We start from the raw sequence: 22,247 nt of genomic DNA, 5'->3' as shown, positions 1-22,247 counted from the left end.
GCCATGTCCACCAAATCGATCTTCATCAACCTGCCTGTCCGCGACCTCGCCAAGTCGACCGCCTTCTACGAAGCACTCGGCTTCACCAAGAACGACATGTTCAGCGACGGCAACGCCTCGTCGATGATGTGGTCGGAGAACATCGTCGTGATGCTGCTGGTGCGCGACTATTATTCGACCTTCACGCGCCTGCCGATCGCCGACGCGCATGAAGTCAGCGCGATGCTGATCGCCCTGTCGCAGGACAGCCGCGAGGCGGTCGACGCGATCGTCGAGAAGGCCGGTGCCAATGGTGGCCGGGCCGACGTCCGCGCGCCGCAGGACCTGGGCTTCATGTACGGCCGCAGCTTCGCCGATCCCGACGGCAACGTGTTCGAGCCGATGTGGATGAACCCCGAGGGCATGGGCGAAGGCTGATGGCCGCACCGTCTGCTCCGCCCTTCACGATGCGCGGGATCGACCACATCGTCCTGCGCGTCGTCGACCTGCCGCGCATGCTCGCCTTCTACCATGACGTGATCGGCTGCACCGACGAGCGCGAGCAGGCTGAGATCGGGCTCTACCAGCTGCGCGCCGGCGCTTCGCTGATCGACCTCGTGACGATCGACGGCAAGCTCGGCGCGCGGGGCGGCGCGGCACCGGGCGCCGAGGGCCGCAACCTCGATCACTTCGCCCTCGCCGTCGATCGCTTCGACGATGCCGCCCTGCGCGCGCACCTTGCCGCGCACGGAGTCGAGATCGTCGAGGAGGGCCCGCGCTACGGCGCCGAAGGCGAAGGCCCGTCCTTCTATGTCCGCGACCCCGAGGGCAATGTGATCGAGCTCAAGGGCCCGCCCATGCCTTGACTTAAAGATATAAAGAAATCTTTATATCGCACTTGACACTCGGCCTCGCCGACGCGATGCTGGCGGGGTCGAAGGTGCTTCGGCGGTTCGTCCGCGCCGGAGCTAAGATGGGAAGCCGGTGCAAATCCGGCGCTGCCCCCGCAACTGTAAGCGGCGAGCGGCGGTCGATACGCGTCACTGGGAGGCTCGCTTCCCGGGAAGGCCAGACCGTCCGTGCTGACCCGTGAGCCAGAAGACCTGCCCGCGACGCGATAACGTCCACCGGCGGGGTGCCCGGTTCGGCCGCATGCACGATGCGCGACCGGATCCCCACCGGCGGCGCAGACCCGCACGCGTCCGGCTTCTCCCCGTCCTCTTCGGGGTAGAAGACCAATGACCGTCACCATCGCCACGCTCGGCTTCCCGCGCATCGGCCCGCGCCGCGAACTCAAGCACGCGCTCGAATCCTTCTGGTCGGGCAAGGCCGGCGAGGCCGACCTGCTCGAAGCCGCGGCGGGCCTGCGCACCGCCGCCTGGGCGCGCCAGACCGCGCTCGGCGCCGACTGGCTGCCGTCGAACGATTTCTCGCTCTACGACCATGTCCTTGATCTCAGCGTGATGCTCGGCGCGATCCCCGCCCGCTACGGCGCGGCGGATGGCGAGGCGACGCTCGCCACCTATTTCGCGATGGCGCGGGGCACCACCGGCGAGGACGGCGGCTGCGCTCATTCGCACAGCCTCACCGCGTGCGAGATGACCAAGTGGTTCGACACCAACTATCATTACATCGTCCCCGAGCTTGCCGCCGGACAGAAGCTCGCGCTCGGCCGCCTCAAGGTCGTCGAGGAATATCGCGAGGCCAGGGCGCAAGGCTATGAGACTCGCCCGGTCCTGCTCGGCCCGATCACTTGGCTCAGCCTGGTCAAGGCGAGCGGCGTCGACCCCTTCGACTATCTCGACGAGGTGCTCGGCCTCTACGGCGTGATCCTGAACCACCTCGCCCATGCCGGCGCCGAGTGGGTGCAGATCGACGAGCCGATCCTCGTCACTGACCTCACCGAGCAGCAGCGCCGCGCCTTCACCCGAGCCTATGCCCGGCTCGCGCGCTCGACGCCGCAGATCATGCTGACCACCTATTTCGGCGGGCTCGGCGACAACCTCACTCTCGCCACCGCCCTTCCGGTCGCTGGGCTGCACATCGATCTCGTGCGTGCGCCCGAGCAGCTCGCCCCGGTGCTCAAGGCCGCGCCGAAGACGCTCGCGCTCTCGCTCGGCGTGATCGACGGCCGCAACATCTGGCGCGCCGATCTCACCGCTTTGCTCGACCGGATCGAGCCGCTCGGGGCGGAGCGCGACCTGATCCTCGCCCCCTCCTGCTCGCTGCTCCACGTGCCCGTCGATCTGGGGCTGGAAACCAAGCTGGACGCGGAAGTGAAGCAATGGCTCGCCTTCGCCGTCCAGAAAGTCGAGGAGCTCGCCATCCTCAAGCGCGCGCTCAACAAAGGCCGCACTGCCGTCGCCGCCGAGCTGGAAGCCTCGTCGCAGGCCGCGGCCAACCGCCGCACCTCGCCGCGCATCCACGATGCCGCCGTCGCCGCGCGCATCGCGGCGGTCACGCCGGACATGCGCGAGCGCCGCTCGGATCACCCCACGCGCATCGCCGCGCAGGCGCAGGTGCTGAACCTCCCGCTCTTTCCCACCACCACGATCGGTTCCTTCCCGCAGACCGCCGAGGTCCGTCATGCCCGCGCCGAGTACAACCGCGGCAACCTCGACGCCGCGGCGTACGAGGCGTTCCTGCGCGCCGAAACCCTCCGCGCGATCCGCTGGCAGGAGGAAGCCGGGCTCGACATGCTCGTCCATGGCGAGTTCGAGCGCAACGACATGGTCCAGTATTTCGGCGAGCAGCTCGCCGGCTTCGCCTTCACGGTGAGCGGCTGGGTCCAGTCCTACGGCTCGCGCTGCGTGCGTCCGCCGGTCCTGTTCGGCGACGTCTCGCGGCCCGCGCCCATGACGGTCGAATGGTGGCGCTACGCCCAGTCGGTCACCGACAAGCCGGTCAAGGGCATGCTCACCGGCCCGGTCACGATCCTCAACTGGAGCTTCGTGCGCGACGACCAGCCGCGCGAAGCCTCGTGCCGCCAGATCGCGCTCGCGATCCGCGACGAGGTGCAGGACCTCGAGGCCGCCGGCTGCCAGGCGATCCAGGTCGACGAGGCCGCCCTGCGTGAAGGCCTGCCGCTGCGCCGCAAGGACTGGCAGGCCTATCTCGACTGGGCGGTCGACTGCTTCCGCCTCTCCGCCGCCGGCGTCGCCGACGCGACCCAGATCCACACGCATATGTGCTATTCGGAGTTCAACGACATCCTGCCCTCGATCGGCGCGATGGACACCGACGTGATCTCGATCGAGACCGCGCGCTCGCAGATGGAGTTGCTCGAGGGCTTCGCGGCCTACGCCTATCCCAGCGCGATCGGGCCGGGCGTCTACGATATCCATGCCCCGCGCGTGCCCGGCGAGGAAGAGATGGTCGCGCTGCTGCGGCTCGCACAGCTTCACCTCAGCCCGTCGCAGCTGTGGGTGAACCCCGATTGCGGCCTCAAGACCCGCAAATGGGAGGAGGTACGCCCCGCGATCGACGCGATGGTCGCCGCCGCCCGCACGCTGCGCGCCGAAGTTGCGGTGGAGGCGTAGCCGATAATCCTCCCCCGCCAGGGGGAGGATCAGTGGAACCACACATGCCCCACACCACCGAACCCATCGTCCGCCTCATCGACATGATCTTCCCGGGCGACACCAATCACCACGGCACGCTGTTCGGCGGCGTGGCGCTCTCGCATATGGACAAGGTCGCGTTCCTCGCCGCCAGCCGGCACGGCCGCGCGCCCTTCGTCACGGCCGCCTCCCAGCGCATCGACTTCGCCGCCCCGGCACGCGCGGGCGAGATGGTCGAGGCATCGGGCCGCATCGTCCGCATCGGCACCAGCGCGCTCGACGTCGAGGTGACCCTGGTCGCCGAGGCGCCGGTCAGCGGCGAGCGGCGGCTGTGCACGCGCGGTGTCTTCACCCTCGCCGCGGTCAAGGGCCCGGACACCCGTCTGCCCCTGCCCCCGTTCGCCCCGCCGCCGCCCGCCGAGCGGGGGGTGCTGCGCATGGCCGAGATGGTCTTCCCGCCCCAGACCAATCATTACGGCACCCTCTATGGCGGCGACGCGCTCAAGATGATGGGCAAGGCCGCCTTCATCGCCGCCACTCGCCACGCCCGGGCGGTGATGGTGATGGCGGCGTCCGACCGCATCGACTTCACCTGTCCGATCCGCGCCGGGGAGATGGTCGAGCTGGTCTCGCGCATCCGCATGACCGGGCGCAGTTCGATTGCGGTCGGGGTCGAGCTGTGGGCCGAGGACCTGCTCTCCGGCGAGCGCCGGCATGCGGCGACCGCGGCGTTCACGATGGTGGCCGTGGGGCCGGACGGAAAGGCCGCGGCGATCCGCAACGCCCGCTGACTTGCGGCAGCGCGGCGATCGGCTAGCATGGGCGTGGGGGAGACAATCATGCAACGATTTTGGATCGTCACGCCGTCCGTCGTGCTCTCCGTGGCGTTCACCGCATCCGCGACCGTGCGGACCGCCGCCGACCGCGCGCTGCCGGGCAGGTTCCGCCCCCGGATCAGCTCGCGCATCCCCGACTGATCGAGACCGCCGAAGCGGCGCGCCACGCTCCGCGTCGCAAACCGGTCATGCAATCGTAATCATCCGGTCATGGCCCCGCCGCCATTGTGAAACCGGTTCCCCCTAGGGGCGGCGCGTGCAGCACCGCTGCCCATGAAATCCATCTCAAAGGGGACGACCATGACCATTCGCAAGGCGCTCGTTCGCGCCAGCGTTTCCGCGCTTCTGCTTTCCGTCAGCCTGCCCGCCCTCGCGCAGGACCAGGCGACGAGCGCGCCCGAGGCCGATACCCAGGACGACGAGATCATCGTGACCGGTCGCGCCGGCGCCGGCGAGCGCACCAAGCTCGAGACCAGCTACGCGATCACCACGCTCACGGACGAGATGCTGCGCTCGCGCGCGCCGTCGAGCGTGACCGAAACGCTGAAGTCGGTCCCCGGCTTCTGGGTCGAGGCGTCGGGCGGCGAAGGCTCGGGCAACGTGCGCGCGCGCGGCATCCCAGTCGACGGCTTCGGCTCGATCAACCTGCTCGAGGACGGCTTGCCGGTGCAGCACGATCCCGCGCTCGGCTATCTCAATGCCGACCAGGCCTTTCGCATCGACGAGACGATCAACCGGATCGAGGTCGTCCGCGGCGGCCCGTCGTCGATCTTCTACTCCAACGCGCCGGGCGGCGTGGTCAACTACATCACGCGCCGCGCGACCAACGAAGTGACCGGCAACGCGCGCCTGCTCTACGGCCCGACCGCCGATCTCTACCGCTTCGACGGCTGGGTCGGCGTGCCGGTGGCCGAGGGCTGGTCGGTCGATGTCGGCGGCTTCTACCGCCACGAGCGCGGCGTGCGCGACCCCGGCTATACCGGCAACAAGGGCGGTCAGATCCGCGCCGCGGTGCATGGCGAGTTCGCCGGCGGCCGCACCATGCTGAGCTACAAGCACCTCGCCGACAATGCGATCTTCTACACCGGCATCCCGCTGACCAAGGACAGCGAAGGCGACATTGTCGGCCTGCCCGGCTTCGACCCGCATTACGACACCACCGCCAGCCGCCAGACCCGCCGCCTGACGCTCAAGAGCGCGACCGGACCGGTCGACTTCCGCCAGGAGGAAGGCTCGCGCATCCGCCTCGACCAGTTCAGCTGGATCACCGACTGGGAGTTCGGCGACGGCTGGAAGCTCAGCCACAAGCTGCGCTACCGCGAGTCCGACACGGTGCGCAACGGCGTCTATCCCGCCTCGGTGAGCACCGCCACCGCGCTGCTCAACACCTATCGCCCGCAAGTCCTCGCCGCCTTCCCCGGCGCGACCAGCGTTCAGCTGCGCTATGTCGACGACGGCAGCGCGTTCGACGTCACCGGCCAGAACGGCAATGGCGATGTCTTCATCAACGCCGCGCGCCCGGTGACGATCGAGGAGAGCGAACTGCTCAACGACGTCCGCCTCGCCCACCAGTTCGAGGCGGGCGGCACGCACGACGTCGCGGTCGGCGTCTACTATGCGTACATCGACGAGACCTTCAAACGCTACTCGGCCTCGACCGTGCAGGACGTATCGGGCAATTCGCGCCTGCTCAACCTCGTCGCGCTCAACGCCGCCGGCCAGGTGGTCGGCGCGCTGACCGAGAACGGCGTCGCGCGCTACGGCTCCGAATTCGCCAACGGCTACGGCTCGCAGAACACCTTCGCGATCTATGCCTCGGACGAGTGGCAGATCACCCCGCAGCTGCGCATCGACGGCGGCCTGCGCTATGAGGAAGTGACCACGCGCGGCGCGCAGGAGGGCAGCCGCACCGTCAATCTCGGCAATGCCGCGACGCTCGCCGACGACAGCGTGCTCACCGGCAACGGCGTGTTCACCCCGTTCAGCCGCAAGTTCGACCGGCTCGGCTGGACGCTCGGCGCCGACTGGCAGTTCGCCGAGCGCGCGGGCGTGTTCGCGCGCTACACCTCGACGTTCCGCCTGCCCAGCGTGGGCAGCTTCATCACCAGCGCCACCGCGCGGCCGGTGACTCAGGGCATCGACATGTGGGAAGCGGGCCTCAAATACAGCTCGCGCTTCCTCAGCCTCTACGCGACCGCCTTTCTCACCGACTTCGACTCCTACGGCATCGGCAACACCCGCTTCGATCCGGGCACCAACGGCTATGTCAGCCAGACCGTTTACACCGACACCCGCTCCTACGGCGTCGAGTTCGAGGGCACGGTGCGCCCGGCGCCATGGTTCGACTTCACGCTCAACGCGACGTGGCAGGACCCGACCTTCCGCAACCTGCGCTACAATGAGCTCGGACAGGACAATACCACCACCCCGCCGACTCCGACGCTGATCCCGCGCGACTATTCGGGCAACCAGTTGCTGCGCGTGCCGCGCCTCGCGCTGCGCGCCACCCCCGCGGTCACGCTGTTCGGCGACCGCCTGCGCGCGCAGGCCGATGTCGAGCATTATTCGAAGCGCTATGCCGACGCCGCGAACATCTCGGAGCTGCCGGCCTATACCGTGGTCAACGCCAGCGTCCGCTTCAAGGTCACCGGGAACATCCAGCTCTGGGCCTATGGCGACAACCTCACCAACACGATCGGCCTGACCGAGGGCAATCCGCGCGCGGGCGAGCTGACCAGCGGCCAGGCCAACGACCTCTTGTTCATCGGCCGCCCGATCCTCGGCCGCAACTTCCGCTTCGCGGTGGACTTCAAGTTCTGATGCGTGGCCGTCTCCTGCTCGCAGCGGCGCTCGCCTGCGTCGCCAGCTCCGCCACCGCGCAGGAGGCGGACCGCACCGTCACCGGCGAGATCACCGGCGCCGACCACCAGACCTACAAGGCGATCCCGTTCGACGTCCCCGCGGGCGTCGAACGGATCACCGTCCGCCTGACCTACGACAAGGCCAACAAGACCGTCGTCGACCTCGGCGTGTTCGATCCCGAGCGCTTCCGCGGCTGGAGCGGCGGCACGCGCGACCGCTTCACGCTGAGCGCGAGCGACGCCACCCCCGGCTACCTCCCAGGCGCGCTTCCCGCCGGCCGCTGGCACGTCCAGTTCGGCGTGCCCAATGCCCGCAAGGACGCCCGCAGCCCGTACCGCGTCGAGATCTTCTTCGACCGCGGCGCGACCCGCAACGCCAGCGCCGCGATCGCCGATGCACCCCTGAAAACCGGCCCCGGCTGGTATCGCGGCGACCTCCACATGCACGACGCGCATTCCGACGGGAGCTGCGCCAGCCAGCAGGGCAAGCGCGTCCCCTGCCCGCTCTACCGCACCGTCGAGACCGCTTCGCAGGCCGGGCTCGATTTCATCGCGGTCACCGATCACAACACGAGCTCGCACTTTTCCGGCCTGCGCGAGCTCCAGCCCTATTATGACCGCCTGCTGCTGATCCCCGGCGCCGAGATCACCACCTTCGGCGGCCATGCCAACATCTTCGGCCAGTCGCGCTGGGTCGATTTCCGCGTCGGCAGCCTGGCCGTCCCGAACATCGCCGCGCTCCAGAACGAGGTCGCCGCAGCGGGGGCGATCCTCTCGATCAACCACCCTGCGCTCCCCTCGGGCGAGGCGTGCATGGGCTGCGGCTGGGTCTGGCCCGGCACCGACTGGAGCCAGGTCACCGCGATCGAGGCGATCAACAGCCTCACCACCCAGCCCCCGCTCGCGGGGCTCGACTTCTGGTACGACAAGCTCAACCGCGGCTACCGCATCACCGGCATCGGCAGCAGCGACAATCACGACCCCGCCGCCGGCCCGGGCAAGGCGCCGATCGGCCGCCCCGCCACCGTCGTCCATGCCCGCGAGCTGTCGCAGCCCGCAATCCTCGACGGCATCCGCGCCGGCAACGTGTTCATCGATGTCGAGGGAACGCGCGACCGCATGCTCGAGGTCATGGTCGTTTCGGGCCGCACTCGCGCCGCGATGGGCGAGACCGTCACCACGCCGGCGGCCAAGCTTCAGGTCGAGGCGCGCGTCACCGGCATCACGCAGGGCACGATCCAGCTCGTCGCCAACGGCAAGGAGCACAGCCGCGTGCCCCTCAGGGCTTCCCCCGCCACACTCCCGATCGACCGCCCTTCCGCCTGCGGCTGGGTCGCCATCAACATCCTCGGTCCCAACGACCGCAAGCTGCTGATCGGCAACCCGGTCTACATCCAGTGCAAGGCGGCGCCCCGGCGCTGAGACTTCAATTCCTCCCCCTCCGGGGGGAGGAATTGCGAGGGCACCTCAATATTCGTCGTGCAGCCGCACCCAGCTCATGGTGCCGCCGGTCTCGTTGCGGCCCTTGGGGGTGAGGTCGAGCCAGTTCATCGCGCCCATCAGCAGCTCGGTGCCGCGGTGATAGGTCGAGTAGCTGTGGAAAATCTCGCCCGCGTCGTTCTTCGCGAACACGCTCACCCCGAACATGTCCGAGCTGCGCTGGATCGTGGTCAGCCCGTAATTGTAGAGCGCCCGGCCCGCCTCCCGGTCCTCCTGCTTGAACGAGACGCAGAAGTCGTAGTTGAAGTCGCCCTCGTCCGACGACACCCACGGAAACGTCCAGCCCATCCGCGCCTTGACCGCCTCGATCTGCTCGACCGGCGCGCGCGACACCGCGGCGAAGGCGAGGTCGGCATGCTCGAAATGCTGCCGCGCCGCGTCGGTATGGTCCATCGTGTAGGAGCAGCCGGGGCAGAGATGCGCCGATCCCGGCGCCAGCATGAAATGATAGACCGCGAGCTGGCTGCGCTCGCCGAACAGGTCGCCCAGCGTGAGCGGCCCGTCCGGGCCGTCGAACACGTAATTCTTCTCGACTCGCACCCAGGGCAGCCCGCGACGTTCGGCGCGCAGCGCGTCGAGCGCATGGGTCATCGCGCGTTCCTTCTCGAACAGTGCCTTGCGCGCGGCCATCCATTCCTCGCGCGATACGATCTCATGTTGCATCTTTCTTCTCCTCGTTGATCGTCAGCCGCGTCCGGCGAGCTTGAGCCAGGGCGGCAGGTGGAACAGGCTCATCAGCAGGTACATCGCGGTCATGCCGTCGACCGGCAGCACCGTTGCCCCCGCCGCGCACAAGGCGAGCGGCGGTGCATCCGCCGCCGAAACCAGCGCCATCAGCGCGGACACCGGCGACGCCGCGAGCGCGAGCCATGCCGGTTTGCCGGTCGCCTTGTTTGCCGTTGCGGACATCGCCATGCTCCGTCGTCGTTGGTCCGTGAAACCTAGGGACGGGCCGCGCGCGGGTGAGAGTTACAAATGTGACGCGATTTAGATGGACTCGCTGATCAACGCCGCCGCCCGTGCGCTCGCGACGGGCAACCCTCTTGCCGCGCTCGACCGCGTCGCCTTGCGCGACGACCCCGCCGCGCTCGCGCTGCGCGGCATCGCCATGGCGCAGCTCGGCGACCTCGTCCGCGCCCGCGAGTTGCTGCGCCGAGCCGCCCGCGCCTTCGGCAATCGCGAGCCGGTCGCCCGGGCCCGCTGCATCGTCGCCGAGGCCGAGATTGCCCTGGTCTCGCGCGATCTCGGCGAGCCGATGCGCGGGCTCGACGCCGCGCGCGCCACGCTCGCCGCGCATGCCGACCGCGCCAACGCCGCGCATGCCGGCTATCTCGCGGCGCGGCGCCTGTTGCTGATCGGACGGCTCGACGACGCCGCGCGGATGCTGGAGGCGATCGATCCCGCCGTGCTGCCCCCAGCCTCTCGTGCGGGGGCCTGGCTGGTCGCTGCCGGCATCGCCATGCGGCGGATCGAGGCCGCCCCTGCACATGCCGCGCTCGAACGCGCATCCGGCGCCGCATGTCAGGCCGCTATCCCGGCGCTCATTGCCGAGGTCGACCAGGCGGTGCGCGCGTTCGAAGCGCCAGCCGCCCGGCTGGTCACCCGCGAGAAGGCGCGGCTGCTCGGCCTCGCCGAGATCGAGGCACTGCTCGCCTCGGACACGCTGGTGGTCGACGCCTGCCGCACGGCGATCCGAACCGGCAAGTCCATCGTCCCGCTCGCCAGCCGCCCCGTGCTGTTCGCGCTCGCGCGCGCGCTCGCCGAGGCATGGCCGGGCGACGTCACTCGCCTCGACCTGCTCAAGCGCGCCTTCCGCGCCCGCGAAGCCGACGAGTCGCACCGCGCCCGCCTGCGCGTCGAGATCGGCCGGCTGCGCGCCGTCCTCGAACCGCTCGCCGAGATCAGCGCGACCGAGGATGGCTTCATCCTCAAGCCCCGCACCGCACGCAGCGTCGCGCTGCTGCTCCCCCCGCGGGAGGAAGCCCATGCCGAGATCCTCGCGCTGCTCGCCGATGGCGAGGCCTGGTCGAGCTCGGCGCTCGCGCTCGCGCTCGACGTAAGCCCGCGGACCGTCCAGCGCGCACTCGAGGGGCTCGCCGAAGCAGGCAAGGCCGACGGCTTCGGCCGCGGGCGCGCGCGGCGCTGGATGGCGCGGCAGACCCCGGGTTTCCCGACAAGCTTGTTACTCCCGGCCGTCCTGCCCGGCGGATAATCATGGCACCGCAACCAAGGAGCGGCGACATGACCTCACCCTATACCGGCGCCTGCGCATGCGGCGCGATCCGCTACGAGATCGCGGAGGAGCCCGCGATCATGAACCTCTGCCAGTGCCGCCAGTGCCAGCGCGAGAGCGGCAGCGGCCATGGCGCGCACCTCACCTTCGCCGGCGCGACGGTGACGGTCAGCGGCAATCCCGTCTGGTGGGAGAGCGTCGGCGAGAACGGCACGCGCAAGCGGCGCGGCTTCTGCCCCACCTGCGGCTCGCCGATGTTCATCGCGCTGCCCGACATGCCGGAGATCTTCATCACCAGCGCCGCCAGCCTCGACGATCCGTCGCGCTATCGGCCGCAGGCCATCTACTGGACCGCCGCGGGCCACGCCTGGGACCGCATCGATCCCGCGCTCGCGGCCTTCGAGAAACTGCCGCCGGAATTGACTCCGGCCCCCGCGACGACAGGAGTAGCGAAATGAAGCACGCAGCAGCCGAGATCCTCCGCGAATACGGTCCCTTCCCCGGCGTCAGCGACATCGGCGGCGTCAGCTTCGACGGCGGCCGCGTGTGGCTCGCCACGGGCGAGCGGATCGCCGCGCTCGATCCCGACAGCGGCGAGATCGTGGGCGGGGTCGACGTTCCCGCCGATGCCGGCACCGCGTTCGACGGCACGCATCTCTACCAGATCGCCGAGGCGGTGATCCGCAAGGTCGACCCCCAGACCGGTGAGGTGCTCGCGACCATCCCCGCCCCCGGCAAGGGCGGCGACTCCGGCCTCACCTGGGCCGAGGGCTCGCTGTGGGTCGGCGAGTATCGCGCCGCCAGCATCCACCAGGTCGACCCCGCGACGGGCGAGATCCTGCGCACGATCAAGTCCGATCGCTTCGTCACCGGCGTCACCTGGGTCGAGGGCGAGCTGTGGCACGCCACCTGGCAGGACGACGCCAGCGACCTTCGCCGCATCGATCCGGCGAGCGGCGCGGTGCTCGAGCAACTCGACATGCCCGCGGGCATCGGCATCTCGGGCCTCGAATCCGACGGCGGCGGCCGTTTCTTCGCGGGCGGCGGCCAGACCGGCAAGCTCCGTGCGATCCGCCGCCCGGGCCATGCCACCGCGGCCTGAAACCATTTTCCTACAGCCCGCCGGTTCGGCTAGGATCGGCGGGCTCTTTGACAACCGGATCCTTCCCTCTCCCCCTCGCGCGTAGGGGCGTGACTTTTGGGACTTTTCGCGGACGCGAGCGGTTGGCGCGCGTGCATGAAACCCCGCCAGATATGTCAACTTCCCCTCAGGGAGCCGTCAACTTCGCTCACTTTGGGTAACACCACCGGCTACGTGACTCCGCCACCCCGTTCGACTATTGTTCCGGCATGGCGCCAGAGCCTTCCCCGCCTCTTCTCGACCTGCCCCCGCGGCCGCTGCGCTGGCTGTACCTCGATCTCAACAGCTTCTTCGCCGCGGTCGAGCAGCAGCTGAATCCCGAGCTGCGCGGGCGTCCGGTGATCGTCGCCCCGGTCAACAGCGACACCACCGTCGCCATCGCCGCCTCGGTCGAGGCCAAGCGCTACGGTATCCGCACTGGTACCCCGGTGTGGGAAGCGAAACGCCTGTGCCGCGATCTCCTCATCGCCCCCGGCCAGCACGAGAAATATGTCGAGTTCCACAACGCGATCGTCGAGGAGGTGTGGCGGCACATCCCGGTCACCCATGTCTGCTCGATCGACGAGGTCGCCTGCCGCCTGCTCGACAACGAGAACGATCCCGAGACCGCGATCGCGCTCGCCAACCGGATCAAGGCCGGCATCCGCGCCAATGTCGGCGAGTGCCTGACCAGTTCGGTCGGCATCGCCCCCAACCGCCTGCTCGCCAAGCTCGCCAGCGACATGCAGAAGCCCGACGGCCTCACCGTGCTGACGCAGGAGCAGCTGCCCCACCGCCTGTTCGACCTCAAGCTGCGCGACATCGCCGGGATCGGCGCCAAGATGGAGAAACGCCTGGCGCAGCAGGGCATCCTCGACATCGGCCAGCTGTGCGAGCGCCGCCCGCGCGACGCCGGCTCGGCTTGGGGCGGGGTCAATGGCGACCGGCTCTGGTATCTGCTCCACGGCTTCGACCTGCCCGAGAAGGCGACTCAGAACCGCACCATCGGCCACAGCCATGTCCTCTCGCCGCGCAAGCGCGGGCTCGAGCCGACTCGCCTCACCGCCCGCCGCCTCGCGCTCAAGTCCGCCAACCGGTTGCGTCGCAAGGGCTATGTCAGCCGCCTGCTCGTGCTCCACGCCCGGTTCGAGGACGACAAGTCGACCTGGCGCACCTCGATCAAGCTGCCCTCGACCCAGGACAGCTTCACCGTGCTCCACGCGCTCGACTCGATCTTCCCGCGCCTCGTCGAGGCCGGCCGCAGCCGCGCCCATGGCTTCGCGATTCGCATGGTCGGCGTGACCCTGGCCGAGATCGCCCCGCTCCAGGGCGAGCAGGAATCATTATTCGCCGCGCTCGATCCCGATGATCCGCTCGCGCGCGAGACCCGTACCCTCTCGCTCAGCAAGGCGATGGACCGGATCAACGAGAAGTTCGGCCGCCACGCGGTCTCGGTCGGGCCGATGGACGGCAGCCGCATCGACCGGGTGGGCACGAAGATTGCGTTTGGCCGCATCCCCGACCTGGATGAATTTCACGAATGATCCCCGCAACTTTCCTGTTGCAACGCAAAACGCGCTGTCCCCCGGTATCATGTGGGTCTTGACGTCAAATGCTGCATGCGCAAAAGGAACGCCCGCTATGAAGATGCGCCTCCTCCCCGCCGCCGTCGCGATCGTCCTCCTGCCGCTCGCGGCCTGCAAACCCGAACCCGAAGTGGTCGACAGCCGCGCGCCCGACCCCATGGAAACCGCGCTCAAGAACGCGCCGGCCGTCGAGCTGCCGCCCGCGATCAAGGCCTCGGTCTCGATGCGCTGCCAGCCGGGCAACGCGCTCGTGTTCGCCGAGTTCTTCCAGGGCGACAAGCTGGTCAAGCTGCGCACCGAGAAGAACGGTCCGGCGACCGACCTCAAGGCGCCCGAAGCCGGCCAGCCCTACACCGCCGAGGGCGGCTACAAGCTCACCGGCAACGAGAAGTCGGCCACCGTCGAGCTTCCGGGCAAGGGCTCGCTCACCTGCAAGGGCTGACCCTCGCAGAATTCCAACCGAAAGGGCCGGCGGCACCTACCGCCGGCCCTTTTTCGTTGCGCAGAAGTTTTTTCGCGGCCGATGTCACATCCGCCGCGTCCCGCTCGTCATGACCATGCAACCCGATGAGGAGCATGAACATGACTGCCAAGCTCAACCCGTTCGCCGCCGCCCCCGACGTGATGAAGCCGTGGTTCGCGGCCTCCACCGCCATCGAAGCCAGCCTCGAGCCCTCGCTGGTCGAGCTGGTCAAGATCCGCGCCTCGCAGATCAACCAGTGCGCCAACTGCATCAACATGCATACCGAGGAAGCCCGGGCCAAGGGCGAGACCGAGAAGCGCATCTATCTGCTGTCGGCATGGCGCGAGGCGCCGGGCTACACCCCGCGCGAGCGCGCCGCGCTCGGCTGGGTCGACGCCTTGACGCGCCTCTCCGAAGGGCACACGCAGGAAGCAGCCCATGAAGCGCTCGCCGCCGAGTTCAGCGAGGAGGAGCAGGTGAAGCTCACCCTGATGATCAACATCATCAACGGCTGGAACCGGCTCGCGGTCGGCTTCCACCTGTGGACCGAGCCGGCGGTGGTCAAGTCCGTCCAGGCGCAGGTCGCGTGATACGGAACGAACAGGGGCGCACGGGCGCGGCGGAGTCGTTCGACCCGCTGCGCCCCAAGCTCATCCGTGTCGCCTACCGCATGCTCGGCTCGGTCGCCGATGCCGAGGATGTGGTGCAGGAGGCGTTTATGCGCTGGATGGGCACCGATCGCGCGGCGGTGCGTGAGCCCGAGGCGTTCCTGCGCCGCATCGTCACGCGCCTCTGTCTCGACCAGCTCAAGTCCGCGCGCCATCAGCGCGAAACCTATATCGGCCCGTGGCTTCCCGATCCGGTGGTCGAGGAGCAGCCGGAAGAGGACGTCACCCTCCCGCTGATGCTCGCGCTCGAACGCCTCTCGCCGCTCGAACGCGCCGCCTTCCTGCTCCACGACGTGTTCGGCGTGTCGTTCGAGGAAGTCGCTAAGACGCTCGACCGCGATGCCGCCGCCTGCCGCCAGCTCGCGGCGCGCGCCCGCGCCCATGTCCGCGAAGCGCGCCCGCGCTTCCAGGTCGAGCAGGCGCGCGGGATCGAGATCGCCCAGGCGTTCTTCGCCGCCTCGCGCACCGGCGACATGACCGCGCTCGGCGCGATGCTCGCCGCGGACGTCAGCATGCACAGCGACGGCGGCGGCAAGCGCGCCGCGGCGATGCAGGTCGTGCTCGGCTTCAAGCATGTGATGAAGCTGCACAAGTCGCTCGCCGTGCTGTTCGGCAAATATGGCTCGACGCTGGTGCGCACCTGCTTCGTCAACGGCCTGCCCGGCTTCGTCACGCTCGAGGCCGACGGCGAGCTGCAGACCACCGCGCTCGAAATTGAGGACGGCCGCATCACCGCGATCTACCAGACCCGCAACCCCGACAAGCTGCGGCATCTGCACTAGGGTTGAGGCGCGCTCGGACGAAGCGCGCCCGTTCAGCCACCGGCGCCAAGGGCAGTTCGACGAGCTCATAGCCCAGCCCCGCATAGACCTCGGCCATTACCTCGTGCGTCGCCTGCGCCTCCGCCGCGTCCTGCTTCCGCTCGGCGTCCCGCGCATAGATCTCCGGCCAGTGCGGCGCGATGAACACGATGCGGTTGTAGCGGAACGCCGCCGCCGCCCGCTCGGCAGGCGCCGGAACCGCCAGCCCGCACAGCCGCAGATAGCCGATCACGTCGGGAATCCCGCGGTCGAGCACCACCGGCCCGGCCAGCGCGCGCGCCTCGCGGTACGAGCGCAGCTCCCAGCCCAGCATCTGCGTCGCGAACGCCGCGCGGTCGGCCCAGGGCAGCGCGTCGCCGCCGATCGCGACCTGGTCCTGGATAATCGCGCGCCCCGCCTCGGGCATCGTCGCGATGCCCTGCATGGCCAGCGCGGCGATAAGGCTCGACTTGCCCGAGCCCGGTCCGCCGGTGATCACGAACAGATGATCCGTCCTCATCTTGTTATCTCCATCGGGAACATTGCATGATGGGCGCGCCGGATCGGTCCGGCGCGTTGGATTTACCGAGCGGAGGCAGGGCTTGGCGACGATCGCGATCTACAGCCTGAAGGGCGGCGTCGGAAAGACCACGCTGGCGGTCAACCTCGCCTGGTGCGCGGCGACGCTCTCGGCGCGCCGGACCCTGCTCTGGGACCTTGATCCGCAGTCGGCCTCCACCTTCCTGCTCGGCGGTGGAAAGAGCAAGGCGCAAGCGCAAGCCGTGTTCACCAAGGACGTCGAACCCTCGAAGCTCGCCCATGCCACCGATGTCGAGCGGCTCGACCTGATCGGCGCCGACGCCTCGCTGCGCGGCCTCGACCTGCTCTTCCACGAACTCGACAAGAAGAAGCGCCTCGCCAAGTTGCTCGGCCAGCTCGACAAGGCCTATGACCGGATGCTGCTCGACTGCCCGCCCGGCCTCACCGAGACCAGTGAGCAGGTGATGCGCGCCGCCGACCTGATCGTCGTGCCGGTCATCCCCTCCCCCCTTTCCGAACGCGCGCTGACCGAGGTCGAGGCGCATCTCGGCGGGAAGGGCAAGGTGCCGCTGATGCCGGTCCATTCGATGGTCGACCGCCGCCGCAAGCTCCATGCCGAGGCGCTCGAGCGCCACCCCGACTGGCCGGTCATCCCGAGCGCCAGCATCGTCGAGGCGATGGCCGCGCGGCGCCAGCCGGTCGGTGCCTTTGCCGGCCGCACCACCGGCGGCCGCGCCTTCGCCGACCTGTGGCAGGCGATCGAGCGCCGGCTGGCGAAGAAGAAATGACGCGCCCCACCCCCCGCTCGGCCGATCTCGATCCCGATCTGGTGCTGCGCGCCTATGCCATGGGCGTCTTCCCGATGGCCGAGCATCGCGACGAGGACAGCGTATTCTGGGTCGAACCGCGCCAGCGCGCGATCCTCCCGCTCGACGGCTTCCACCTTTCGCGCTCGCTGCGCAAGACGATCACCAGCGACCGCTTCCGCATCACCGCCGACGCGGCATTCGACCAGGTGATCGCGCTTTGCGCGCAAGCCGCGCCCGACCGGCCCGATACCTGGATCAATCCGGCAATCGAAAAGGTGTTCGGCGAGCTTCACCGCCGCGGCTTCGCGCATTCGGTCGAGGTGTGGGACGGCGATCGGCTGGTGGGCGGACTCTACGGTCTCGCGCTCGGCCGCGCCTTTTTCGGGGAATCGATGGTGAGCCGCGCGCGCGACGCGTCGAAGGTCGCGATCGCCGCCCTGGTCGCGCGGCTGCGCGTCGGCGGGTTCGAGCTGCTCGACTGCCAGTTCATGACCGAACACCTCGCCTCGCTGGGCGCGGTCGAGGTCCCGCGCGAGACTTATCTCTCGATGCTGTCCGACGCGCTCGGCGAGGGTGCCGCCGGGCTCGCCTCGGGCGCCGCCGGGGTCACGGCGGACTTCGGCGCACTCGACGATTTCGCCGCGCCGCCCGAACCGTTGGCGCCGGCGCTCACCACCTCGCCCCCGGTCTCGGGGAAGGTCATCGCGCAGCTCTTGACCCAGACGTCATAGACCGGGTGCTGCACCACGTTGAGCGCCGGCCGCTCCTTGTAGAGCCAACCCGAAAAGGCGCGCTTCCACTTACCGTCGGCCTCGCGCACGTCGACCTGCGCGAATGCCCCGGTCAGCTGGTCGCTCTCCCATGGCGCGGTCTTCTCGCACGCGCGCAGCCGCAGGATCACGTCGCCCGCACGCACCGCCTGGCCGGGCTTGAGCGTGATGTCGCGGGCCTGCCCGTTACGCTTGTTGAGCAGCCCCAGCACCGCCACCCGCTCGGCCATCGGCGTCGCCCCGGCGGTCGAGGCGGCGGACGCGCCGGTGTCGACGGTGACGATCTCCTCACCCGGCCCGGCCTTGGGCGCGACCTCGACCTTGTCCGCGGCGGCGGTCTTGTTCTGCGTGCCGTCGCTTCCGCCGAGCCAGCCGCAACCCGCCAGCGCGAGCGGCGCCAGCGCGAGAACGGCAGGACGTAGCGAGGTCATCAGGCGCCGGGCGTCCAGGCTTCGTAGTCGCCGGTCGCGCCGATGCGCTTGCCGCCGGCCTCGAGCGCGCCGGCCGGGCGATAAGCCTGGGCGGTGCCGGTGAGGTTGGGGATCGCGGGCTTCTCCCACTGCCGCACCGGCGGCAGCGCGCGATCGGGCACGTCGTCGATCTGGTGATGGAGCCAGCTGAACCACTCGGGCGGCACGCGGCTCGAATCGTTCGAACCCTTGTAGATCACCCAGCGGCGCGGATTGCCCGCGGTATCGCTGCCGCCCTGGTAATAGATGTTGCCGAGCGCGTCCTCGCCGACCTTGTCCTTGCCGCGCAGGCCCATCCAGGTGCCGAAGGTGGAGCCGTTCCACCAGGTGAAGATGTTCGCCAGGATTCCCATGCCCCGCGCTTTACGCGGCAAGTGCGGCGGCGGCAACGGGGGTTTGCCGCGAGAAGATCACTTGAACCTTGCGGCAACCTATCGCCAGCTCACCTTGTCCCCCGGCGAAATCCCCAGCTCCGCCGCCTTGCCACCGAGAATCTCCAGTACCGCCGCGACCGGCTCGCCCGAGCGCACCTGATCCTCTGAGAAGGGCACGGTGTTCTCCGCGATATGCGCGATCGTGCCGTCGGCGCGGATGAAGATGATGTCGAGCGGGGTCGGCGTGTCCTTCATCCAGAAGCTCGCCTCGCGCGGGCCGCCGCCTTCCGCCGGATAGGGTGCGAACAACATGCCGCCATCCGCCGGGATGTCGGTGCGGAACATCAGGCCGCGCTGCTGTTCCGCCGCGGTACGCGCGACGTCGACCTTGAAGACGTGCTTCTTGCCGGTGCTTTCGACGGTGACCACCGCCTTCGCCGCCTGCTGCGCCGCGCCGGCATTGCCGGCCTCGCTCCCCTTGCATCCCGGCACCAGCGCCAGCGCGCCCAGCGCGAGCAGCAGCGCGGTTCTAGTCCGGGCGCTCGACGACGACCGCAAGCGGTCCCTTGTCCCCCTCGACGATGCGGGCGCGAAGCGGCTGATCGGGTTCAACGTCATAAATCTCCGCCCGGCGAAGCGTTTCCATATGCACGAATATATCGGCCGAATCGCCGTCGCGCACCAGGAAGCCATAGCCCTTGAGGCGATTGAACCATTTGACCGTCACCGGCTCGAACGGCCCAGCCTCGGAAATCAGCTTGGTCCGGTCGGCGCGCTCGCCCATGCCCGATCGCGCCTTGGGCTGCTCGACCGCATCGGTGAGGTCGATCGACACGATCTCGCGCGCCTGCAGCCCCCGCTCGCGCCGCACCACCACGCACTCGACGCGCGCGCCCTCGGGCAGGCTGCGCCGCCCATGCGGCTGGAGCACCGAAAAGTGAATCAAGATATCCCCGGCCTGCGGATCATCGGCAACGATGAATCCAAAGCCGCGGGTGACGTCGAACCATTTGACGATTCCCCCGTGATGCTCGCCATCCGCATCGGATTCGAGCACGGGAAGCGCCGCGCCGGCCGGCACGGGCACAAAATCGCTCGACGCTCGCTGCGGGTCGGCACGCATTCAGACTCTTCCCCCTGACCCGCAACATTAACACAGCATTTCCAGCGTGTGCGAATCCTTTGTTACTAATCTCCATCTAGCAACGGTTCGACGCTTTCTCCGGGGGGCATGCGTACGATTTTCCACGCGAGCTCGGGCGCGTGTCCGGCGCGCACCATCGCGCCGACCTGTTTCGCCAGCGTGACTCGATCGGCTTCCTCTGCCGCGAACGGCCCGATCCGGCGCTTGCGAGCAAAGGCGATCGCAGTCTCGCGCGCGCGGCTGTCGAGCTGCGGCTCGATCGCCTCGGCGTCCCGTTCTTGAACACCGGCATGGCGCAGCGCGTCCTTCACCCGGCGGGCACCGAGCCCGCGCCGCGCCATCGCCGAAGCCTTTGATTCGGCGTAGAGCCGGTCGTTGATATAGCCGAGTTCGGCGAAGCGTTCCGCAATCGCGACGGGATCCGCGGGCTCGCCTTCCCACCCCCGCTCACGCACTTTGCGTGCGAGGTAGACGGCCAGTTTTCCGCGGGTCGTGGCGAAGCGCTCGACATAGCGCAGCGCCAGCCGCTCGAGGGCGGAACGATCCAGCGCGGGCGGTGGGCGGCGTCCAGAGGCGGTGTTGCGGCGCATGCGCCTTGTTTGTGCCACAGTGCCAACCGAATTTGAACGACAGTGCGTAGCAGAGCCGCCCGCATTTCTGGTGTGGGGCCCAGCGTCGTGAAGACCGCGGGCGGGCTGCCACGATCAGGGGCACGGATTTTTGGAATATGGCTTTGAACGTGAACGACACCGGGGATAGCGGCGCGATCCTGCAGCCCACCCCGACCGAAGACAGTCTCCCCCGCCGTCTCGCGGATTTCGCGACGCTGGGCGAGGCGCTGGACTATGCCGCCACCGGCGTGCGCGGCCTCAACTTCCATGATGCGCGCGGCACGCTGGTGCGCGCCTATCCCTTCCACGAGATGCGCGAGGACGCGCTGGCGCAGGCCCGCCGCCTGGTCGCTGCGGGCGTCAAGCCCGAGGATCGCATCGCGCTGATCGCCGAGACCGGGACGGATTTTGCCGCGCTGTTCTTCGGCGTGATCTATGCCGGCGCGTGGCCGGTGCCACTGCCGCTGCCCACCAGCTTCGGCGGCAGTCAGCATTATATCGACCAGCTCGCGGTCCAGCTCGAGAGCTGCGACCCCAAGATGCTGTTCTACCCGGCCGAGCTCGCCGCGATGGCGGGCGAAGCGGCGCGGCTCAAGGGCGTCGAGGGGATCGACTGGGAGAGCTTCGCGACGCGCCCCGCACCCGCGGCCGAGCTGCCCGAGGCGAAGACCGACGACATCGCCTATCTGCAATATTCGAGCGGCTCGACGCGCTTCCCGCACGGCGTCGCGATCACCCACAACGCGCTGCTCAACAACCTGTCGGCGCACAGCCACGGCATGGAATTGCGCGAGAGCGACCGCTGCGTCTCCTGGCTGCCCTGGTATCACGACATGGGGCTGGTCGGCTGCTTCCTGTCGATCGTCGCCAACCAGGTCTCCACCGACTATTTGAAGACCGAGGATTTCGCGCGCCGCCCGCTGGCGTGGCTCGACCTCATCACCCGCAATACGGGCACCACCCTCTCCTATTCGCCGACCTTCGGCTACGACATCTGCGCGCGCCGCATGTCGAGCCAGACCAAGGCCTCGGACCGTTTCGACCTCAGCCGCTGGCGCGTCGCGGGCAACGGCGCCGACATGATCCGCCCCGACGTGATGCAATCGTTCGTCGACGCCTTTGCGGACGCCGGGTTCAAGGCCAGCGCCTTCCTGCCGAGCTACGGCCTCGCCGAGGCGACGCTGGCAGTGTCGATCATGCCCCCGGGCGAGGGTATCGTGGTCGAGCTGGTCGAAGAGACTCAGCTCTCCGGCGGCCAACATGGCGCGGACCGCCCGCAGCGCTTCCGCGCGATCGTCAACTGCGGCAAGCCGGTCAAGGACATGGAAGTCGAGATCCGCGAGGAGGACGGCACCCCGCTTCCCGAACGCGCGATCGGCAAGGTCTGGTGCCGCGGGCCGAGCGTGATGGTCGGCTATTTCCGCGACCAGGCCTCGACCGACGCGTGCTTGGTCGATGGCTGGCTCGACACCGGCGACATGGGCTACATGTCGGACGGCTATGTCTATATCGTCGGCCGGGCGAAGGACATGATCATCATCAACGGCAAGAACCACTGGCCCCAGGACATCGAATGGGCGGTGGAGCAGCTGCCAGGCTTCAAGCAGGGCGACATCGCCGCCTTCGCGATCACCACACCGGGCGGCGAGGAGACGCCTGCAGTGCTCGTCCAGTGCCGCACCAGCGACGATGCCGAGCGCCAGAAGCTGCGCGAGGAGATTCGCGAACGCGTGCGCACCGTCACCGGCATGAACTGCGTAGTCGAGCTGATCCCACCGCGCACCCTGCCGCGCACCAGCTCGGGCAAGCTTTCCCGCGCCAAGGCGCGCAACCTTTATCTCAACGGCGAGATCAAGCCCTACAGCATCGCGGCGTAAGGTTCCCGCTTCCTCCGGAACGGCGCAAAAAATTTTCGCCGTTCCG

Annotated in this window: 24 protein-coding genes, 1 pseudogene and 1 riboswitch; of the genes and pseudogenes, 17 read left to right on the top strand and 8 right to left on the bottom strand. The window is 68.8% G+C overall.

The features are described from left to right. The first annotated feature begins 3 nt into the window (after window positions 1-3). From ACO227_RS11200 to ACO227_RS11170, 7 genes are all read left to right on the top strand, one after another. Window positions 4-417: a VOC family protein gene (locus tag ACO227_RS11200; protein ID WP_423601925.1), complete on the top strand. Its 414-nt coding sequence runs from the start codon at window positions 4-6 to the stop codon at window positions 415-417. After that, a complete protein-coding gene (locus ACO227_RS11195; protein ID WP_423601924.1) occupies window positions 417-845 on the top strand; it encodes a VOC family protein in 429 nt (142 codons plus the stop codon). The genes ACO227_RS11200 and ACO227_RS11195 overlap by 1 nt, the downstream gene beginning before the upstream one ends. Window positions 846-900: 55 nt before the next feature. Beyond that, a riboswitch (cobalamin riboswitch) is annotated at window positions 901-1,104 on the top strand. 113 nt (window positions 1,105-1,217) lie between these two features. Further along, window positions 1,218-3,518 (top strand): 5-methyltetrahydropteroyltriglutamate--homocysteine S-methyltransferase, encoded by a 2,301-nt coding sequence (gene metE, locus ACO227_RS11190; protein ID WP_423601923.1) that lies wholly within the window; start codon window positions 1,218-1,220, stop codon window positions 3,516-3,518. A gap of 44 nt (window positions 3,519-3,562) precedes the next feature. Then, window positions 3,563-4,330, top strand: a complete 768-nt coding sequence (locus tag ACO227_RS11185; protein ID WP_423601922.1) for an acyl-CoA thioesterase — start codon at window positions 3,563-3,565, stop codon at window positions 4,328-4,330. Between the two features lie 48 nt (window positions 4,331-4,378). After that, the gene (locus tag ACO227_RS11180) at window positions 4,379-4,516 is read left to right on the top strand and encodes a hypothetical protein (protein WP_423601921.1); all 138 of its coding nucleotides are present in this window, start codon (window positions 4,379-4,381) and stop codon (window positions 4,514-4,516) included. A 159-nt stretch (window positions 4,517-4,675) separates the two neighbouring features. Then, complete coding sequence (locus ACO227_RS11175; protein ID WP_423601920.1) at window positions 4,676-7,195, top strand: TonB-dependent receptor; 2,520 nt, start codon at window positions 4,676-4,678, stop codon at window positions 7,193-7,195. Further along, window positions 7,195-8,658 (top strand): CehA/McbA family metallohydrolase, encoded by a 1,464-nt coding sequence (locus ACO227_RS11170; RefSeq protein ID WP_423601919.1) that lies wholly within the window; start codon window positions 7,195-7,197, stop codon window positions 8,656-8,658. Before ACO227_RS11175 ends, ACO227_RS11170 begins: the two co-directional genes overlap by 1 nt. Before the next feature lie 45 nt (window positions 8,659-8,703). Here the strand turns inward: ACO227_RS11170 and ACO227_RS11165 are convergent, their stop codons facing one another. Then, window positions 8,704-9,399: a DUF899 domain-containing protein gene (locus ACO227_RS11165; protein ID WP_423601918.1), complete on the bottom strand. Its 696-nt coding sequence runs from the start codon at window positions 9,397-9,399 to the stop codon at window positions 8,704-8,706. 21 nt (window positions 9,400-9,420) lie between these two features. Then, window positions 9,421-9,645, bottom strand: coding sequence for a hypothetical protein (locus ACO227_RS11160; RefSeq protein WP_423601917.1), 225 nt, complete (start codon window positions 9,643-9,645; stop codon window positions 9,421-9,423). 82 nt (window positions 9,646-9,727) lie between these two features. Here ACO227_RS11160 and ACO227_RS11155 point away from each other — a divergent pair, with 82 nt between their 5' ends. The 7 genes from ACO227_RS11155 to ACO227_RS11125 all read left to right on the top strand — a co-directional run bounded on the left by ACO227_RS11155 (window position 9,728) and on the right by ACO227_RS11125 (window position 15,588). Further along, window positions 9,728-10,948, top strand: a complete 1,221-nt coding sequence (locus tag ACO227_RS11155; protein WP_423601916.1) for a helix-turn-helix domain-containing protein — start codon at window positions 9,728-9,730, stop codon at window positions 10,946-10,948. Window positions 10,949-10,977: 29 nt separating this feature from the next. Then, window positions 10,978-11,427, top strand: coding sequence for a GFA family protein (locus tag ACO227_RS11150; RefSeq protein WP_423601915.1), 450 nt, complete (start codon window positions 10,978-10,980; stop codon window positions 11,425-11,427). After that, entirely contained in the window at window positions 11,424-12,071 is a 648-nt protein-coding gene (locus ACO227_RS11145) for a glutamine cyclotransferase (RefSeq protein WP_423601914.1), read from the top strand. Before ACO227_RS11150 ends, ACO227_RS11145 begins: the two co-directional genes overlap by 4 nt. A gap of 248 nt (window positions 12,072-12,319) precedes the next feature. Further along, window positions 12,320-13,633, top strand: a complete 1,314-nt coding sequence (locus tag ACO227_RS11140) for a Y-family DNA polymerase (protein ID WP_423601913.1) — start codon at window positions 12,320-12,322, stop codon at window positions 13,631-13,633. A gap of 97 nt (window positions 13,634-13,730) precedes the next feature. Continuing rightward, window positions 13,731-14,117 (top strand): hypothetical protein, encoded by a 387-nt coding sequence (locus tag ACO227_RS11135; protein WP_423601912.1) that lies wholly within the window; start codon window positions 13,731-13,733, stop codon window positions 14,115-14,117. Window positions 14,118-14,257: 140 nt separating this feature from the next. Beyond that, window positions 14,258-14,728 carry a carboxymuconolactone decarboxylase family protein gene (locus ACO227_RS11130; protein ID WP_423601911.1) on the top strand — a complete coding sequence of 157 codons (471 nt, stop codon included), beginning with the start codon at window positions 14,258-14,260 and terminating at the stop codon, window positions 14,726-14,728. After that, a complete protein-coding gene (locus tag ACO227_RS11125) occupies window positions 14,728-15,588 on the top strand; it encodes a sigma-70 family RNA polymerase sigma factor (protein WP_423607334.1) in 861 nt (286 codons plus the stop codon). The genes ACO227_RS11130 and ACO227_RS11125 overlap by 1 nt, the downstream gene beginning before the upstream one ends. Here ACO227_RS11125 and ACO227_RS11120 read toward each other — a convergent pair. Continuing rightward, a complete protein-coding gene (locus ACO227_RS11120) occupies window positions 15,536-16,126 on the bottom strand; it encodes an AAA family ATPase (protein ID WP_423601910.1) in 591 nt (196 codons plus the stop codon). The two genes, ACO227_RS11125 and ACO227_RS11120, sit on opposite strands and share 53 nt — an antisense overlap. 82 nt (window positions 16,127-16,208) lie before the next feature. Between ACO227_RS11120 and ACO227_RS11115 the strand changes: the two genes are divergently transcribed. Both ACO227_RS11115 and aat read left to right on the top strand, forming a co-directional pair. Beyond that, a complete protein-coding gene (locus ACO227_RS11115; RefSeq protein WP_423601909.1) occupies window positions 16,209-16,934 on the top strand; it encodes a ParA family protein in 726 nt (241 codons plus the stop codon). Then, window positions 16,931-17,686: a leucyl/phenylalanyl-tRNA--protein transferase gene (gene aat / locus ACO227_RS11110; RefSeq protein WP_423601908.1), complete on the top strand. Its 756-nt coding sequence runs from the start codon at window positions 16,931-16,933 to the stop codon at window positions 17,684-17,686. Before ACO227_RS11115 ends, aat begins: the two co-directional genes overlap by 4 nt. Window positions 17,687-17,721: 35 nt before the next feature. Here the strand turns inward: aat and ACO227_RS11105 are convergent. From ACO227_RS11105 to ACO227_RS11085, 5 genes and pseudogenes are all read right to left on the bottom strand, one after another. Further along, a pseudogene (locus ACO227_RS11105) lies at window positions 17,722-17,955 on the bottom strand (DUF2155 domain-containing protein); the annotation flags it as partial. A gap of 200 nt (window positions 17,956-18,155) precedes the next feature. After that, window positions 18,156-18,548, bottom strand: a complete 393-nt coding sequence (locus ACO227_RS11100) for an NADH:ubiquinone oxidoreductase subunit NDUFA12 (protein WP_423601907.1) — start codon at window positions 18,546-18,548, stop codon at window positions 18,156-18,158. A 78-nt stretch (window positions 18,549-18,626) separates the two neighbouring features. Next, complete coding sequence (locus ACO227_RS11095; protein ID WP_423601906.1) at window positions 18,627-19,127, bottom strand: DUF192 domain-containing protein; 501 nt, start codon at window positions 19,125-19,127, stop codon at window positions 18,627-18,629. Next, window positions 19,099-19,692 carry a cold-shock protein gene (locus ACO227_RS11090; RefSeq protein WP_423601905.1) on the bottom strand — a complete coding sequence of 198 codons (594 nt, stop codon included), beginning with the start codon at window positions 19,690-19,692 and terminating at the stop codon, window positions 19,099-19,101. Before ACO227_RS11090 ends, ACO227_RS11095 begins: the two co-directional genes overlap by 29 nt. A 65-nt stretch (window positions 19,693-19,757) precedes the next feature. After that, window positions 19,758-20,303 (bottom strand): regulatory protein RecX, encoded by a 546-nt coding sequence (locus tag ACO227_RS11085; RefSeq protein WP_423601904.1) that lies wholly within the window; start codon window positions 20,301-20,303, stop codon window positions 19,758-19,760. Between the two features lie 137 nt (window positions 20,304-20,440). Here ACO227_RS11085 and ACO227_RS11080 point away from each other — a divergent pair, with 137 nt between their 5' ends. Further along, window positions 20,441-22,201 (top strand): fatty acyl-AMP ligase, encoded by a 1,761-nt coding sequence (locus tag ACO227_RS11080; protein WP_423601903.1) that lies wholly within the window; start codon window positions 20,441-20,443, stop codon window positions 22,199-22,201. The last annotated feature ends 46 nt before the right edge of the window (window positions 22,202-22,247 follow it).

Origin of the sequence: Sphingomonas sp. MS122, from assembly GCF_049532975.1 — a bacterium.
Classification (GTDB): Bacteria; Pseudomonadota; Alphaproteobacteria; order Sphingomonadales; family Sphingomonadaceae; genus Sphingomonas.
This window is presented reverse-complemented; position numbering and strand designations above follow the sequence as displayed.

What these genes read in the sequence shown, in the direction of transcription:
- ACO227_RS11155 (WP_423601916.1), top strand. Translation starts at nt 9,728, where the DNA reads ATGGACTCGCTGATCAACGCCGCCGCCCGTGCGCTCGCGACGGGCAAC.
- aat (WP_423601908.1), top strand. Translation starts at nt 16,931, where the DNA reads ATGACGCGCCCCACCCCCCGCTCGGCCGATCTCGATCCCGATCTGGTG.
- ACO227_RS11150 (WP_423601915.1), top strand. Translation starts at nt 10,978, where the DNA reads ATGACCTCACCCTATACCGGCGCCTGCGCATGCGGCGCGATCCGCTAC.
- ACO227_RS11195 (WP_423601924.1), top strand. Translation starts at nt 417, where the DNA reads ATGGCCGCACCGTCTGCTCCGCCCTTCACGATGCGCGGGATCGACCAC.
- ACO227_RS11080 (WP_423601903.1), top strand. Translation starts at nt 20,441, where the DNA reads ATGGCTTTGAACGTGAACGACACCGGGGATAGCGGCGCGATCCTGCAG.
- ACO227_RS11120 (WP_423601910.1), bottom strand. Translation starts at nt 16,126, where the DNA reads ATGAGGACGGATCATCTGTTCGTGATCACCGGCGGACCGGGCTCGGGC.
- ACO227_RS11160 (WP_423601917.1), bottom strand. Translation starts at nt 9,645, where the DNA reads ATGTCCGCAACGGCAAACAAGGCGACCGGCAAACCGGCATGGCTCGCG.
- ACO227_RS11100 (WP_423601907.1), bottom strand. Translation starts at nt 18,548, where the DNA reads ATGGGAATCCTGGCGAACATCTTCACCTGGTGGAACGGCTCCACCTTC.
- ACO227_RS11200 (WP_423601925.1), top strand. Translation starts at nt 4, where the DNA reads ATGTCCACCAAATCGATCTTCATCAACCTGCCTGTCCGCGACCTCGCC.
- ACO227_RS11175 (WP_423601920.1), top strand. Translation starts at nt 4,676, where the DNA reads ATGACCATTCGCAAGGCGCTCGTTCGCGCCAGCGTTTCCGCGCTTCTG.
- metE (WP_423601923.1), top strand. Translation starts at nt 1,218, where the DNA reads ATGACCGTCACCATCGCCACGCTCGGCTTCCCGCGCATCGGCCCGCGC.
- ACO227_RS11185 (WP_423601922.1), top strand. Translation starts at nt 3,563, where the DNA reads ATGCCCCACACCACCGAACCCATCGTCCGCCTCATCGACATGATCTTC.
- ACO227_RS11090 (WP_423601905.1), bottom strand. Translation starts at nt 19,692, where the DNA reads ATGCGTGCCGACCCGCAGCGAGCGTCGAGCGATTTTGTGCCCGTGCCG.
- ACO227_RS11135 (WP_423601912.1), top strand. Translation starts at nt 13,731, where the DNA reads ATGAAGATGCGCCTCCTCCCCGCCGCCGTCGCGATCGTCCTCCTGCCG.
- ACO227_RS11140 (WP_423601913.1), top strand. Translation starts at nt 12,320, where the DNA reads ATGGCGCCAGAGCCTTCCCCGCCTCTTCTCGACCTGCCCCCGCGGCCG.
- ACO227_RS11130 (WP_423601911.1), top strand. Translation starts at nt 14,258, where the DNA reads ATGACTGCCAAGCTCAACCCGTTCGCCGCCGCCCCCGACGTGATGAAG.
- ACO227_RS11180 (WP_423601921.1), top strand. Translation starts at nt 4,379, where the DNA reads ATGCAACGATTTTGGATCGTCACGCCGTCCGTCGTGCTCTCCGTGGCG.
- ACO227_RS11170 (WP_423601919.1), top strand. Translation starts at nt 7,195, where the DNA reads ATGCGTGGCCGTCTCCTGCTCGCAGCGGCGCTCGCCTGCGTCGCCAGC.
- ACO227_RS11085 (WP_423601904.1), bottom strand. Translation starts at nt 20,303, where the DNA reads ATGCGCCGCAACACCGCCTCTGGACGCCGCCCACCGCCCGCGCTGGAT.
- ACO227_RS11165 (WP_423601918.1), bottom strand. Translation starts at nt 9,399, where the DNA reads ATGCAACATGAGATCGTATCGCGCGAGGAATGGATGGCCGCGCGCAAG.
- ACO227_RS11145 (WP_423601914.1), top strand. Translation starts at nt 11,424, where the DNA reads ATGAAGCACGCAGCAGCCGAGATCCTCCGCGAATACGGTCCCTTCCCC.